This window comes from Amycolatopsis sp. lyj-112, from assembly GCF_046549055.1.
In the GTDB taxonomy this organism is placed as follows: domain Bacteria; phylum Actinomycetota; class Actinomycetes; order Mycobacteriales; family Pseudonocardiaceae; genus Amycolatopsis.
On the sequence record NZ_JAJPWS010000028.1, the window covers coordinates 15,117 to 29,472 of the forward strand.

A 14,356-nucleotide genomic window follows, 5' to 3' on the forward strand; every position below is an offset into this window, starting at 1 on the left:
AGCCGAGCTTAACCCTCGGGGTAAGAGGATCTCGCTGGTCCTGTCGCCGGTCGTGCGGTCGAATCGAAGACATGCCCCACCCCCGAATCCTCGCCGATCCGCGGACCCAAGGACTGCTCGGCGCCCTCGCGATCGCCCTGTCCGCCCCGCTCGTCGCGTTGTCCGGCGTGAGTTCGACGACGGCGACGTTCTTCCGCTGCCTGTTCGCGCTGCCGATCCTCGTCGTCCTGGCCCGGACGCGGGAACGAGGACACCGCCCGACCCCGGCCGCGCGACGGCGGCACGTGCTGGCGGGCGTCCTGCTCGGGATCGACATGGTGCTGTGGAGCGAGGCGATCCTCGCCGTCGGCGCGGGGGTCGCGACGGCGCTGGTCAACGTCCAGGTCGTCCTCGTCCCGCTGGCCGGATTGCTGTGGTTCGGCGAGCGGCCGTCGCGGTCGTTCTGGATGGCGATCCCGCTCATGCTGGCGGGTACGGCGCTGGCCGGGGGACTGGCGGACGGGGGTACCGAGGGCAGCGACCCCTGGTACGGAACCGTCATGGCGCTGCTGGCGGGTGTCGCTTACGCCGGTTACCTCATCCTGTTGCGCCGGGCCGGAACCGAAGGCGGTGGCCGCACGACAATGCTCGCCACCGCGACCGCCGCTTCCGCGTCCGTGGGCGCCGTTTCGGGCGTGGTGGCGGGAAACCTCGACGTCACGCCGCCGGCTTCGGCGCTGTTGTGGTTGCTCCTGCTGGCCGTGACCGGGCAGGTGCTCGGCTGGCTCCTGGTGGGGAAGGCCTTGTCGGCGCTGCCGGCGAGCGGCGGGTCCGCCGTGCTCATGCTGCAACCCGCCGCCGCTATCCTGTTCGGGGCCGCCCTGCTCGGCCAATGGCCGACCCCGCTGCAACTGGCCGGCTGCGCGCTCGTCGTCGCCGTGGTGGGAGCCGTGTCGCTCCTGGGCGGCCGGCGTGGCCGGCCGCCAGGGAACCACCAGCACCGGCCAGTGCCCGGCCTTGATGAGCTTCGTGGCGACCGAACCCGCGATCCGGTGTCCCGCCTTCTGTGAGGCACCGACCACGAAGGCGACGATCAGCCTGCCGCCTTCGCGTCGTGCCATGCCGAAGGCGAAGGCGAATCGAGCCGGGAGCTGTACCTCGCCCGGCCGGTCCCCGACCGCTCACTCGCCACGAAACGCCCCGTTCGGTGCGGGGCACCGAACGGGGCGGGTTCCGAGCTTTAGTTGAACGGGTCGAGAGTCAGGTAGGCCTGCTGGGGGTTTCCGTCGTGGACAAGGGATTCGTGCGCGCCGACGTCGTCGAAAGCGAACGCGTACGCCTTGCCGTCGACCATCTGCGCGTGGATCTTGCGGGCGTAGTGGTTGGTGACGGCGTCGGTGTAGAAGCCGGCCGCGCTGGTGTCGGGCTGGTTCGGGTTGGTGAGCAGGGTCGAACGGTTGAACCCGGCGCACAGGGTGCGTGAGATCGGGCCGCGAACCAGGTCGTTCGGCGCGTCGAGAAGCTTGTAGCAGCCGAAAATGCTGTCGGAATCAGGTTTCTGGAACGACGTGACGACAGCGCCCGACGTGTTCGTGAAGTTCATGACGTTGCCCGAGACGCGGCCGAAGTACCTGGTGTTCGGCTGGTTCGCGAAGGGCGTCACGGTCAGCGTCGAGCCCGAGTATTTCGACCAGACCCGGTTGACATAGTCGTTCATGATGCCGGCGGGAAGCGCTCCGGCTTCGATGCCGTGCCCGGGAGCGAGAGCTCGCAGGACGGTGCCGTCGGACCGGGTGCGGATGAGATTGGCCCAGCCACCCGGTTGTCCGCGAAGTGCGTTGAAGAAACCGTTGTAGCCACCCGGTTTCAGATGTCCGGTGTTCTTCGTGGTGCCACCGACGGGCTGTACACCGACGGCGTAGGGCGCGGAGAACATGTCGACCTGGGTGCTGTTGATCCACAACCCGGAGTCGTTGAGGGTGTACTCCGACCAGTTGAACAGGATGTTCGCGTTGGGATCACTGGGATTCTGGACCGCCGGCTGCACGAGCCCGCCGGTGGCGAGTTTGAAGACCAGCTTCTGGCCGTAGGAGAAATAGACCCGGCCGGAGAACTTCGGCATCCGGATGGTGATCGACTGCCCGTTGCCCGGGCCGGTGATCGACGCGTCCGGTGCCGGGCTCGGCGGAATGGAGCCGCCGGGCCAGGCATGGAAGGTGCCGCCCGCGTCGGCCCAGCCCTGACGGCCGGACGAGAGCTGCGTGCCGAGATTGTAGATGTAGACCGGCCCGCGACCGGAATTGTTGGTGATCTTGAGGGGGATCGTGGCGGGAACGGCGGCGGCGGGGGAGGCGGCGATGACGGCGCCGGTGGCGCTGAGGGCGGCGACGGTCAGCGTGAGGATGGAGCGTTCGAGGGCATGACGAATACGCACAGGTGACTCCTCGTTGAGGCCTGGGCGGGCACCGGGGAGGTGCTGAGCCGGGATTTGTTCAGACCATTTCAGGGTCGCCGGAACGAGGGCAATTTGTCAAAGGCGACAACAAATTTACCGCTGTACGGCCTAACCCGTTAGGCCGTGTCGGGTTGACGGATAGAGCGCGGGCGGTGGCGGAGTCACCGGCAGGTGATCAACGCGATCTTGTGACGCGAGTACGGGTCGCGCGGGCGCTCGCCGACAAGGCCTGCGCCCCATCCGAGTACCCGGGCGGCGCTGCGGGAACGCCGGGTCAAGGCCACCATTCCCGAACGTGCCGACCAGATCGCCCGCCGGAAGGCTACGTAACGTGGTCAGTACACCTTGGCCCTGTCGGGGTTCAGATCTGGAGGTGCAGGGTGTTCCGGCGTGGGGTCTGTGTGGGGTCGAGGTAGGCGGGTGGGGTGAATTCGGGGAGTCCGTCTTGGGCGATGTGGACTTTCCATTGGCTGCTGTGGATGAGTTTGTGGTGGCGTCCGCAGAGTAGGACGAGGTTGTCGATCTTTGTTTCGCCGTGGTGTCGCCACATGACGATGTGGTGTGCGGTGCAGCGGAACACCGGCATGTCGCAGCCGGGCCAGGCGCAACCCCCGTCGCGGGCGGTCAACGCGTATTTCTGCGGGACGGTGACGGTGCGGGCACTGCGGCCGACGTCCAACGGCTCCCCGGCTTTGCCGAGGACAACGGGTCGGATGCGGCAGTCACAGGCCAGGATCCTCGCGTCGGTGGCGTTGAGCGGTCCGGCCAGTTCGAGTTGGGCGTTGTTGAGGTCTCGGATCAGGTCTTCATACGACATGGTGATCAGGATGTGGGTGGATTCCCCAGCCTGACCCGGCAGATCGGGGCTGGCGGTCTTCATGCGTATGTAGTCGCCGAACGCGTCTCCGTACCGTTCGGCCTGGGTCCGCGGGTCTTTCTGGCCGTCCTCGGCCTTGCAGGGTTTCGCGAGGGGGTCGAGGTCGGTCCGCAACCGGGCGTAGATCTCTTGGTCGACGGTGGCGACCACACCGAGGCTGCCGTCGCGGTGGTGGACGAACTTCAGGTCTGGGCGGGCCGGTTTCGGGTCGTCGTCCTTGGGTTCTTTCCCGTCGGGGTCGAGGCGGGCGAGCAGGTCACGCCCGGCCCGGGCGACTGCTTTCGGCCCGGCGACCCGGGCAAGGTCGACCAAGATCTTCTCCCCGGCCCGGATCTCTGGCTCGGACACGGTGGCGGGGATCTGGGTGAGGGTGCGGATGATCGGGTCGAGCTGGGCACCACCCACCGCGCCCTCGGCAGCGGCCACAGCCGCTAACGGAGCCACCGCGCGCACATCCTGGCCGGTGAACGTCGGCGTCGGATGCAGAGCCAGCACCCGTTCGGCACGGGCTTTCGCATCGGCGGGAGTCAGGCGCAGATCTTCCTCGATCAACCCGGCCAGCGAGTCATGCCCGGACACACCCCGCAACCCACGCCGATGAATTTCGGCATACACCTCATATTGCTCGGCCAGCAGTTTCCGGACCGCGATCTCGATGTCCACTGTCCGTGCCAGCAGCATGTTCTTGTCGACGCGCCACCATTCGTGGCGCGTCGACTCGAGAACATCAGTGCTGGTCATGGCATCAACGCTACCAGTATTCGAACGCGTGTTCCATCTAAATTGCAAGCTATTTGAAAAGACTGGAATCACCCGAAAGGGTAATGCGTGCATTCGAGCCATTGGCCCGGAACGCGACACCGTATCCGTGGATACTTGCGATACCTAGGTGTATGAGCGTTTCGATTTGCCGTTGTGGCGTGGGGTGTAGGGCGTGATCCGCTGGTGGCAGGCTCCGCGCTGCCAGCCCCACCGGCCGGTCACGAACGACACGACCCGCAACACTTAGACCTGGTCTCAAAACTCGGCGTGTCGCTAGGTGAACCAACGGCCCGCCCCTGGCTCCGCACCGCCCGCCTGTGGGCCCGGCCTGACGGACCGGAAGTCTGTCAGAGAGACTGGGGGCCAGTGCCCGCCCTCTCGACCTGGAGCCTTTTATGCCGCAAGGGACCGTCCGTTGGTTCGACGCCGAACGGGGTTTCGGCTTCCTCGCGCCCGAGGACGGCTCGCCGGACGTGTTCGTGCACGCCGCCGAGATCGTCGGGGACGGCGGCGCGAGAGTGCTCCGCGAGGGTCAGGCCGTCGTGTTCGAGGTCGGCGAGAACGACCGCGGGCCCCAGGCGCTGCGTGTTCGCGTCACCGCCGATGCGGCCACCGGCAGCGCCGTGGGCCTGCTCGGCACCGTCAACTGGTACGAGCCGGGCAAGGGGTACGGCTTCGCGTCGCCGGACGGCGGCGGCGCCGACATCTTCGTGCACAGCTCCGCCATCGTGACCGGCGGCGTGGTCACCGAGGGGCAGCGGGTGGCCTTCCTGATCGTCGAAGGCGAGCGCGGCCCGCAGGCCGGGCACGTGATCCCGCTGGGAGCAGGGGCCGGCTCACCCGCTGCGGCTGGCATCGCGGACGGTGCCGACGGCACGGTGGCCTGGTACGACGAGGACAAGGGCTTCGGCTTCATCAACCCCGACTCCGGCGCCGGGGACGTCTTCGTTCACGCCCGGGCCCTGGCCGAGGGGCTGACGTGGCTCGCGGAGGGCGACCGCGTCGCCTACGAGGTGGCTAGTGGAGACAAGGGCCCGCAGGCCCGCGACGTGCACCTGGTCCGGGGCACCGAGCCGCAGACGGCGCCGCAGCGGTCGGCACCTGCCGCGGCCGCAGGGCCGGCGGCGCGGGACGTGCCCGCACGAGGCGGCGAGGGCGTCGTCGCGCGCTACGACGACGACCGCGGCTTCGGCTTCATCACCCCGGACGCAGGCGGCGACGATCTCTTCGCCCACGTGTCCGTGATCATGGGGTCGGAGCCGCTGCAGAAGGGTGACCGGGTCCGGTACGCGGTGCGTCAGAGCGACCGGGGCCCGCAGGCCGACCGCATCGAACGCCTCTGAAGAGGCGGCCCCACCGATGGCTGATCACTTCCCGACGAGAGTGCTCGTTCATCCCGTCGATGGTGCCGTCAGCAACGCGGCTGCAGCCTCCTCCAGGAGATCGATCTCCCTCGTGGTGACGGGGCCCCGTGCCGACCCGAGGACCTGCTCCGCGCTCAGAAGCTCAAGTTTTGAGACCAGGTCTTAGGCGTCCCGGCAGAGGTCCCGGTTCTCGGGGCGCTGCTCGAAGCCTGCCGACCGGTAGGTGGCGACGGCGCCGACGTTGGAACTCGGGGTGTTGACGATCGCGCTCGACGAGCCCATCTCCCGGAGCGCGGCCGCCGCGGCGACGGTGATCGCTTTGCCGTGGCCGTGCCCCCGATGGTCGCGGTGCACGCCCATCGGCTCGAGTAATCCTGGCTTTCCCGGACCGGCCGACCACACCGTCACCGCCGCCACCGCGTTGTCCCGGTCGTCGTACGCGACCAGGCAGCGGGCGTCGGCGTAGGGCGATCCGGCCGCCATCGCGTGCCAGCGCTCGTCCGTGAACGTCGAGCTGTCGAACGACGCCCGCCCCACCTCGGTCCGCACCTGCACCTGTTCCGGCCCGATCACCTCGATCCGCACGCCCGGGTCCTTCACCGGCTCCGTGAGATCGCGGCGCAGCGGCGTCCACGGCTCGTCGACGTTCCAGCCGTGCTCGGACAGCACGTCTTGGACCAGTGCGCCCAGGGGTGCCTCGATGGCCGCCCTCCCCGCTTTCAGCACGCCGCGCTCCGGCTCGGCCAAGTCCTCGGCCAGTCGCTGAGCCAGTTCCTTGTCCTGCTGGGCGTCCGGCGCGATCGTCAGCCGCAACAGCTCGGGTTCATCCAGCAGGCCGACGGCGAGAATCCGGCCGTCCCGGCGCCAGGTCCGGACCGCCGCGGCCGTCGCCTCCGCACCGAACCGCCAGAACCAGCCCAGGTCGCCGGGATGCAGTTGCATCGACGCCTCGTCTGACTGCCACTCCCGCAGCGCGGCCACGGCCTCGCTCAGCCCGTCGATTCCCGGCTTGCCCACCACGATCGCCATACCCGTGATCACACACCACCGTGCCGGCGCCCGCACCCTGTTTTCGCCGTGAACGCGGACATCGGCGGGCGAGGACGACTCCTTTGCTCAGGCGCAGAGCATTCGTCCGGACTTCGTGGCGTAAGTGCTCCAGCCGGAGCCGCCGTTGCTCGCCGATGTCACCCGAATGGACAGTGCGCTCAGGCGCGGCGTGCCGCCCAGACGGCGCGTTCGGTGCGCACCGCGAGGTCGTCGCGGCGCAGGATGCTGTGCGGCCCGTCGGTGTCGAGAAGTTCGTCCAGCGCGGTGAGATCTTCGGCCGAGAGCACGTCGGCGACGGCGCCGCGCAGGCGCCGCAGGCCGTTGAGTGCGTAGCGGCCGACCACTTCGGAGTGGGACCGTTCGGTGTCGACGGAGATCGTGCGTTCGCCTTCGAGAGTGAATCCGGCTGCGGTCAGCTTCGGTCCCCAGTCGGCGCCGCGGTGGGGCAGGTGCTCGGCATGGCGACGGTCGCTCGCGGCGTGGCAGCGTTCCTCCAGGCCGGGGCGGTTCTCAGGAGCGTCGGCGGGCAGGAACCGGGGGAAGCCGGCGAGTTCGACGACGGCGAACAGTCCGCCGGGCGCGAGTGTTTCGTGGACCTGGCGCAGGGTCCGGTCCGGGTCGGCCATGTGGTGCAGGGAGGCCGATGCCCACACCAGGTCGGGCGTGCCGAGGTCCGGCCAGGTCGCGTCGAGATCGGCCTGGACGGTGCGCACCCGGTCGGTGACTCCCTTCTCGCAGGCCTTTTCCCGCAGGCGGCGTAGATGTTCGACCGACGAGTCGACGGCGGTCACGTGCGCTTCGGGGAAGCGTTCGAGCAGGGTGAAGGTGCCCGCGCCGGTTCCGCTGCCCAGGTCCACGATCCGGCTGGGAGCCGCCTCGACGGGCAGCCACGCGGCGATCGACGCGGTGTGCTCCGCGAGTACTTCGGCGTCGAGGTCGAGTATCTCGGCCTGGTCGGCGTGGGCATGGTCGTGTCCTGTGTGCGTCATGACCGCAAGGTAGGTCGATCATGCGAAGAGGGCAACTTAGCTTGCCGATTTGGCAAAGTCCGATGAACTCGCCTGACCTTTGCCTGCGTGGGCCTGCGCGCTGGGGGAGAGGCATTCGACGATCGCCGGAGCCTTGCGGATGAGCGTGTCGTCGGTGATCGCCTCCACCATGAACAGCGCGAAGTCCGCCCGCCGCGTCAGGTTGCTCGCGAGGACCGGGTCGCCGACATGGTGGCCCCACAAGGGAAGTCCCTGGCTCTCGCCCTCCTCGAGGTCGCTGCCGCGGACCACGGTCCACCGGCGGTCGCTCGCGAAGATCCGGCGGCAGGCCTCGACCTGGTCGTCGATCTCGACGGCGCGCACCAGGCGGGCCAGCCAGGTCATGATCCGGACGCCCGCCTTGAACAGCCGGGAGTACTGGTCCTTGCCGTCACGGGTGATGTGCCAGCCGCACGAAAAGACCAGGCGCGCATCGGGATCGGCGTGGTCGAGCACGGCCTGTGCCGTGCCCGACGAGTATTGCTGGACGCCCCAGGGAGCCAGCACGGTCAATACGGCGTCGCAACCGGCGACAGCCTCGCGGATCACTTCCCGGTCATTCGTGGGCCCGAGCCGAGGTGCTCGCCGGAGCGTTCCGGCCTCAGATGGCGAGGGGCCAGTGCTCGTTCGATACTGGCCGTATGGCTGACATCACCAGCTTGATCCTCGACGACCACGACTGGTTCCGGCGGCAGTTCGCCCTGATGGACGACCTCACCGACGCAGGCGACCTGGCCAAGGTCTGGCAGCCGCTGGCCGACCTGCTCGACGTGCACGCGCGGGCGGAGGAGGAGATCTTCTACCCGCATCTGCTCCGTCGCGGCGACGACGCCGAGGAGGAGACACTCGACGCGATCGGCGACCACAACGACATCCGCGACGGTGTGCACGAGGCCGCGCTGCACCCGGTCGGCAGCAGCGATTGGCTCGCCGCCGTGCACAAGGCCCGGATGGCCAACAGCGAGCACATGGCCGAGGAAGAGGACGAGGGGCTGGCCGATTTCCGGCGGAACGCCGATCCAGGCCTGCGCGAGGAGCTCGGCCGCAAGTTCACCGAGTTCAAACAGGTCCACGAGGGCGCCCGCGACCTGGATGTCAGTGACATCGATCCGCAGGAGTACGTGGACGAGATCGAGGCGGAGATCGGTGAACGCCCGGCCGACGGCTCCCTCGGCATCGGCAGCCTCAAGGAACAGGACTGACATGAACCACCTGATGCGCGGCCTGGCCCCGATCTCCGACGCGGGCTGGAAGGAAATCGACACCGAGGCGCGCGAGCGGCTCCAGACCCATCTGGCGGCCCGGCGCCTGGTCGACGTCGCCGGTCCGCACGGCTGGCAGCACTCCTCCACGGACCTGGGCCGGACCACGCAGCTCGACGGTTCGTCGCTGCCGGAAAGCGACCAGGGCGTCGTGGCCCGGCAACGACGCGTCCTGCCGCTGGCCGAGGTCCGGGTCCCGTTCACGGTGTCTCGCACGGAACTCGACGACGCCGACCGTGGTGCCGATGATCTGGAGTTCGACGACCTCGACCGTGCGGCGGCGCAGATCGCGATGGTCGAGAACCGTGCGGTGTTCCACGGCTGGGCCGCGGCCGGGATGTCCGGTATCGCCGAGACGAGCCCGTACGACTCGCCGTCGCTGGGTGCGGACGCCGAGGCGTACCCGGGTGTGATCGCCCGGGCGGTGGAAACGCTGCGCCAGGCGGGAATCGCGGGTCCGTACGGGCTCGCGATCGGCCCGGCGGGCTACACGCGGATCGTGGAGACCACCGAACACGGCGGTCAGCTGGTCTTCGACCACGTCCGCCGGAGCCTGGGCGGCGGAAAGGTCGTCCGCGCCCCCGGCCTGGACGGCGCGATCGTGCTGAGCCTCGCCGGTGGCGACTTCTTCCTCGAACTCGGCCAGGACCTGGCCGTCGGGTACAGCCACCACGACGCCGAGACCGTGAGCCTGTATCTGGAGGAGAGCTTCAGCTTCCGGGTCGCGGAGCCGGACGCCGCGATCACACTCACCGCCTGACCCGGGCTCGCTCATAGCGCTTCCGGGCGAGGAGATACGCCGTGGTGAGCAAGTCGCGGGTCGCCGCTTCGGTGTTCGCGGCCGGGTTCACCACGGCCAGCCAGCCGGCGGTGCCGTAGACGGGGTGCGCGATCACGGTGTCGGCGACGCCGGGGTCGACGTCGGTGGCGGCCGCTTCGCGTGGTGAGTGACCGGTCCAGTGGACGAACGCCTCTTTCCCGGCGTGGATGTTCACGCGGAAGGTGTCCGGCCGGTCCAGGCGCGAGGACTCGTCGCCGGGGTAGTTCTTGGTCACGATCGTCGCGAACGGCTGGATGTTCGCCGGGACGACGCCGTCCGGTGAGTAGTAGAAGAACGCGTCGCCCCAGGTGAGTTCCGGCCACTCGTCGCCGGGCGCCGGGATGAGGGGCAGGACGCCGTCGTGGCCGGATACGAAGCCGATGATCTCTTCGATGGTCATGTGCTCAAGCGTTTCATTAAGGTGCTTGTGGAGAGTTCCACGCCATTTTCCAGGGGGTCTGGGTGTCAAGTCTCAAGTCGCCGGAAATGCGGACCGCGGTGGTCGCGCGGCGTGCGGGGTATTCCGTCCAGCAGGTGCGCAACCTCGAACGGGACGGCGTGCTGCCGCCGGCGGCGCGGACGGCGACGGGGTACCGGATTTACGGGGAGGTCCATCTCCGGTCCGCCTTGGCCTATCGGGCCCTTGCCGCGGGTGTCGGGCCGGTCGAGGCCAAGGAGATCGTCCGGACCGTCCATAGTGGATCGATCGCACGGGTGCTCGCCCTCCTCGACGCGGCACACGCCCGGCTCGACACCGAGCGCGAGGAGCTGAGGCAGGCCAAGGAAGCCGCCCGGGTGATCGCCCGCGAGCCGATCGGCGACGTGCGCGGAACGGACTCGATGAGCGTCTCCGAACTCGCCGAGGCGCTCGGGGTGCGTGCGTCGACGTTGCGGCATTGGGACGCGGAGCAACTCGTCGTCCCCGATCGCGTGCGGGGAACGCGGCGGTACACGCCCGCCCAGGTGCGGGACGCGCGGATCGTTCACCAGCTGAGGATGGCCGGACACCGCGTCGCGCACCTTCGTCTGCTGATGCCGGAACTGAAGCGTTCCCGGCGGTTCGAGGACGTCACTTCCGCGCTGGCGGTCCGGGACACGAGCATCACCACGCGCTCCCGAGCGCTCTTCGATGGCACTGCCGCTCTCTCCGCGGTGCTCTCACTGGTCGACAATGTGACCTAAGTCGTCTGTTCTTGCCCGATTTCGGGCAAGAACTGGCATCTGGTCAGGCTCCTGTGCATGATGTGTGGCGTGGAGGATGCGGAGATCGTCGAACAGGTGGCCTTGTCGACAGGCCTGTCGACGGCGGTCGCCGCCCGTGTCGTCGAGGACGTCCTGGCGTTCTACCGGCAGCCGACAGAGCAGTACGTCCGGTCCCGGCATGCCCAGTTGCAGGCCGAAGGCCGGAAGAACCCCGACATCTTTCCCCGGATCGCGGGCGAGCTGAGCCGTCGGCTCGTCGCCCCTCCCGACCTGTCCGAGCGGCAGCTACGCCGCATCGTCTACGGCTAGCGGACCACGCCCCGGCCTCGCCGGCGGCTCTTCGCGACGTCGTCCCTTTCTGTATGAGGTTCATTCAGCATGTGCGGAATCGTCGGATACATCGGCACCCAGAACGCCGCGCCGATCCTTCTCGAAGGATTGGCGCGGCTGGAGTACCGCGGCTACGACTCGGCCGGGATCGCGGTGCTGGGCGGTAAAGGCGCTCAGGTGCACCGGATCGTGGGGCGGGTACGGAACCTGACCGCGGCGCTGCCCAAACGGCTCGCCGGCAAGGTCGGGATCGGGCACACGCGGTGGGCGACGCACGGGCCGGCGACGGAGGAGAACGCCCACCCGCACGTCTCCGAAAACGGCCGGATCTCCGTGGTGCACAACGGGATCATCGACAACGCCGTGAATCTGCGCGAGCAACTCACCCAGGCCGGCGTGTCCCTGACCTCGGAGACCGACACCGAGGTGCTGGCTCACCTGATCGCGCGGTCGGAGGCCAAGACCCTCGAAGACGCGGTCGTCGAGGCCGTGTCGCGGGTGACGGGTACCTACGCGATCGCCGTGACCGACACCGAACATCCCGACCGGATCGTGGTCGCGCGCAACGGTTCTCCGTTGATCGTCGGCGTGGGCGACCGGGAGATGTTCGTGGCCAGTGACCTGGCCGCGCTGGTCCGCCACACCTCGCAGGTGGTGCACCTGGACGACGGCGAGTTCGCCAGCGTCTCGGCCACCGGATACCGCACCTTCACCGTCGACGAGAGCGACACGGGCAAACCCGCGACCGCGATCGACATCGAGGCCGACGATCTCGACCTGGCGGGCCACCGGCACTACATGTACAAGGAAATCCAGGAGCAGCCCGACTCCCTGGAGCGCATGATCCGGGGCCGGCTCGACGAGCGGTTCGGGGTGGCCCGGCTGGACGGGCTGAACCTGACCCCTCGCGATCTCCGCGGATTCGCCAGGGTGAAGATCCTCGGCTGCGGCTCGGCGTACTACGCGGGGCAGGTCGGCGCGACCATGATCGAGGAACTGGCGCGGATCCCCGCCGACGCGGAGGCCGCGTCCGAGTTCCGCTACCGCAACCCCATCATCGAGGCGGACACCCTCTACATCGCGGTCAGCCAGTCCGGCGAGACCGCGGACACCGCCTTCGCCGTCGAAGAGGTCAAGCGCAAGGGCGGCCGCGTCGTCGGCCTCGTCAACGTCGTCGGCTCGACGATCGCCCGTGCCTGCGACGGCGGCCTGTACCTTCACGCCGGTCCGGAGATCGCGGTCGCTTCGACCAAGGCGCTCACCAACATGGCCGTCGGTTTCGCGATGATCGCGCTGGCACTGGGCCGGGTGCGCGATCTGTCCAATGCGGACGGTCAGCGGATCGTCGCGGCCATCCGGGCGCTGCCGCGGCAGATCGCCGCCATCGTGGAGGGGGAGTCGGCGATCGCCGAGCACGCCAAGACGTGCGCGGACGCGCGGAGCCTGTTCTTCATCGGCCGCGTCCGGGGTTTCCCGGTGGCACGGGAAGGCGCGCAGAAGTTCAAGGAGATCTCGTACCGGCACGCGGAGGCCTATCAGACCTCCGAGCTCAAGCACGGGCCGCTCGCGCTGATCGACGAGTCGCTGCCCACGGTCGCGGTCGTGCCGTTCGACGATCTCGCCGTCCGCAACATCGCCGCGGTGCAGCAGATCAAGGCCCGCAAGGGTCCGGTCCTGGCGATCACCCACGCCGACGTCGACTTCGGCGACCTCGACGTGCCGCGGTTCGTAGTGCCCCGCTCGGAGCCCGAGCTGGACCCGATCCTGCTCATGATCCCGTTGCAGCTGCTGGCCTATCACGCCGCGCTGATCCTCGGGCACGACATCGACAAGCCGCGGAACCTCGCGAAGTCCGTCACCGTGGAGTGACCCTGATCTTCGGAGACCGGGGTTTTCCCTGATGTCCACGAGGTCCTGAGTGGACATCATATGTGACATGAAACTAGCGATTGTCACAACCATGGTCGCCGCCGCGGTCGGTCTCACTTCGGTGCCCGCCGCGGCGGCGTCCGACGTCGGAAGGCCTGATGGAGCCGCGCTGGCGGCGGCGATCGCGGGTCTGCCCGACAAGGACACCACGGGAGCGCTGGTCCGGGTCACCGGGGACAACGGGGGCTGGTCCGGTACTTCCGGCGTCTCCGACATCCGCACGAAAGCCCCTGTCCGGCCGGACGGATCCTTCCGGATCGGCAGTACCACCAAGGTCTACACCGCGGTGATGGTGCTGCAACTGGCGCAGGAGAACAAGATCGACCTCGACGAGCCCGTCCAGCGCTACCTGCCCGGCGTGCTCCCGGCCGGCTACCCGCCGGTGCCGGTGCGCACGCTGCTCGACCACACTTCCGGGCTGCCGTCGGTGGACATCCCCGGTCTCTACGAGCCCGAATGGATCCTGGCGCACCGCTACGAGCACTGGAGCCCGCGCCAGGTGGTCGATACCGCGCTGCGGCACCCGATCGACTTCCAGCCCGGCACCGCGCAGAAGTACACGAACACCGCCTACGTCACCGCCGGGATGATCGTCGAAAAGGTGACCGGCCGTTCCTACGCACGGAATCTGCGCGACCGCATCACCGTCCCGCTCGGCCTCTGGCGCACCTACTACCCGGAGGACGACCCCCGCCTGCCGAACCCGGCCGCCCGCGGATACCTGGACGTGGACTGCGAACTCGTCGACGTGACCGAGATGAACCAGTCGATCCCCGGCGCCGCGGGCGCGATCATCTCCACCGCCGCGGAGCTGGACAAGTTCATCACCGGCCTGTTCGACGGACGGCTGCTCGGCCCCGCCATGATGCCGCGCCTGTTCGACGTCCCGGACCTGCCGATGGTGGGCGGCGGCCGGGCCGTCTACAGCCAGGGCCTGATGAAGCTCGAATTCGAGAACGGCTTGATCGTCTGGGGTAAGACCGGCAGCCGCTACGGCTATTCGAGCGGGATCTTCGCCACCCGTGAATTGACGCGGAAAGTCGCCTACTCGGTCAATCCGACGGTGAAGTCGCCGGACGGGCAGCCGCTGATCGTGCAGAAGATCGCCGCCGCGGCGAGCAAGAGCCTGCCCGACAGCTAGCCCGGTCGTGAGTGATCCGGGTCGTTCTCACGACCTGTCTGAGTTCAGGACATCGTGCACAGTTGATGTTTCAGGACATCGTGAACACTTGACCGGCCTGTCGGTGTGGTGGCCAGGGGTGTTGTGGTGATCATGCGGCGATGGGCAGAGCAGGGT

The 14,356-nt window shown here is 68.5% G+C and carries 13 protein-coding genes and 3 pseudogenes; 10 read left to right on the plus strand and 6 right to left on the minus strand.

Going from position 1 to position 14,356, the window contains the following annotated elements; all coding sequences use genetic code 11:
* Positions 1-71 precede the first annotated feature (71 nt).
* Positions 72-1,049, plus strand: a complete 978-nt coding sequence (locus ACLJRL_RS40990) for a DMT family transporter (protein ID WP_410661815.1) — start codon at positions 72-74, stop codon at positions 1,047-1,049.
* Positions 1,050-1,219: 170 nt separating this feature from the next.
* Here ACLJRL_RS40990 and ACLJRL_RS40995 read toward each other — a convergent pair whose 3' ends face one another.
* Positions 1,220-2,413 carry a glycoside hydrolase family 64 protein gene (locus ACLJRL_RS40995; protein WP_410661816.1) on the minus strand — a complete coding sequence of 398 codons (1,194 nt, stop codon included), beginning with the start codon at positions 2,411-2,413 and terminating at the stop codon, positions 1,220-1,222.
* Positions 2,414-2,643: 230 nt separating this feature from the next.
* On the opposite strand from ACLJRL_RS40995, the pseudogene ACLJRL_RS41000 reads away from it, so the two are divergent.
* Positions 2,644-2,758, plus strand: a pseudogene (locus ACLJRL_RS41000) (IS5/IS1182 family transposase); the annotation flags it as partial.
* A gap of 37 nt (positions 2,759-2,795) precedes the next feature.
* Here the strand turns inward: ACLJRL_RS41000 and ACLJRL_RS41005 are convergent.
* A complete protein-coding gene (locus ACLJRL_RS41005) occupies positions 2,796-4,052 on the minus strand; it encodes a DUF222 domain-containing protein (RefSeq protein WP_410661817.1) in 1,257 nt (418 codons plus the stop codon).
* A 416-nt stretch (positions 4,053-4,468) separates the two neighbouring features.
* Between ACLJRL_RS41005 and ACLJRL_RS41010 the strand changes: the two are divergent.
* A pseudogene (locus ACLJRL_RS41010) lies at positions 4,469-4,666 on the plus strand (cold-shock protein); the annotation flags it as partial.
* A 30-nt stretch (positions 4,667-4,696) separates the two neighbouring features.
* The gene (locus ACLJRL_RS41015) at positions 4,697-5,416 is read left to right on the plus strand and encodes a cold-shock protein (RefSeq protein ID WP_410661827.1); all 720 of its coding nucleotides are present in this window, start codon (positions 4,697-4,699) and stop codon (positions 5,414-5,416) included.
* 183 nt (positions 5,417-5,599) lie between these two features.
* Here ACLJRL_RS41015 and ACLJRL_RS41020 read toward each other — a convergent pair whose 3' ends face one another.
* From ACLJRL_RS41020 to ACLJRL_RS41030, 3 genes and pseudogenes are all read right to left on the minus strand, one after another.
* On the minus strand, positions 5,600-6,466 hold the full coding sequence (locus ACLJRL_RS41020; protein WP_410661818.1) for a GNAT family N-acetyltransferase: 867 nt from the start codon (positions 6,464-6,466) through the stop codon (positions 5,600-5,602).
* Between the two features lie 179 nt (positions 6,467-6,645).
* Positions 6,646-7,476, minus strand: a complete 831-nt coding sequence (locus ACLJRL_RS41025; protein ID WP_410661819.1) for a methyltransferase — start codon at positions 7,474-7,476, stop codon at positions 6,646-6,648.
* Positions 7,477-7,512: 36 nt separating this feature from the next.
* Positions 7,513-8,067 (minus strand): annotated as a pseudogene (locus ACLJRL_RS41030) (NAD(P)H-binding protein); the annotation flags it as partial.
* An 89-nt stretch (positions 8,068-8,156) separates the two neighbouring features.
* Between ACLJRL_RS41030 and ACLJRL_RS41035 the strand changes: the two are divergent.
* Both ACLJRL_RS41035 and ACLJRL_RS41040 read left to right on the plus strand, forming a co-directional pair.
* Complete coding sequence (locus tag ACLJRL_RS41035) at positions 8,157-8,717, plus strand: hemerythrin domain-containing protein (protein WP_410661820.1); 561 nt, start codon at positions 8,157-8,159, stop codon at positions 8,715-8,717.
* A 1-nt stretch (position 8,718) separates the two neighbouring features.
* On the plus strand, positions 8,719-9,537 hold the full coding sequence (locus ACLJRL_RS41040; RefSeq protein ID WP_410661821.1) for a family 1 encapsulin nanocompartment shell protein: 819 nt from the start codon (positions 8,719-8,721) through the stop codon (positions 9,535-9,537).
* On the opposite strand, the gene ACLJRL_RS41045 is transcribed toward ACLJRL_RS41040, so the two are convergent.
* The gene (locus tag ACLJRL_RS41045; protein ID WP_410661822.1) at positions 9,527-9,997 is read right to left on the minus strand and encodes a DUF6194 family protein; all 471 of its coding nucleotides are present in this window, start codon (positions 9,995-9,997) and stop codon (positions 9,527-9,529) included. The two genes, ACLJRL_RS41040 and ACLJRL_RS41045, sit on opposite strands and share 11 nt — an antisense overlap.
* 62 nt (positions 9,998-10,059) lie before the next feature.
* Between ACLJRL_RS41045 and ACLJRL_RS41050 the strand changes: the two genes are divergently transcribed.
* The 4 genes from ACLJRL_RS41050 to ACLJRL_RS41065 all read left to right on the plus strand — a co-directional run bounded on the left by ACLJRL_RS41050 (position 10,060) and on the right by ACLJRL_RS41065 (position 14,200).
* The gene (locus ACLJRL_RS41050; RefSeq protein WP_410661823.1) at positions 10,060-10,779 is read left to right on the plus strand and encodes a MerR family transcriptional regulator; all 720 of its coding nucleotides are present in this window, start codon (positions 10,060-10,062) and stop codon (positions 10,777-10,779) included.
* 57 nt (positions 10,780-10,836) lie between these two features.
* A complete protein-coding gene (locus ACLJRL_RS41055) occupies positions 10,837-11,109 on the plus strand; it encodes a hypothetical protein (RefSeq protein WP_410661824.1) in 273 nt (90 codons plus the stop codon).
* 69 nt (positions 11,110-11,178) lie between these two features.
* Complete coding sequence (gene glmS, locus ACLJRL_RS41060; protein ID WP_410661825.1) at positions 11,179-12,999, plus strand: glutamine--fructose-6-phosphate transaminase (isomerizing); 1,821 nt, start codon at positions 11,179-11,181, stop codon at positions 12,997-12,999.
* Positions 13,000-13,066: 67 nt separating this feature from the next.
* On the plus strand, positions 13,067-14,200 hold the full coding sequence (locus tag ACLJRL_RS41065) for a serine hydrolase domain-containing protein (protein WP_410661826.1): 1,134 nt from the start codon (positions 13,067-13,069) through the stop codon (positions 14,198-14,200).
* Positions 14,201-14,356 lie beyond the last annotated feature (156 nt).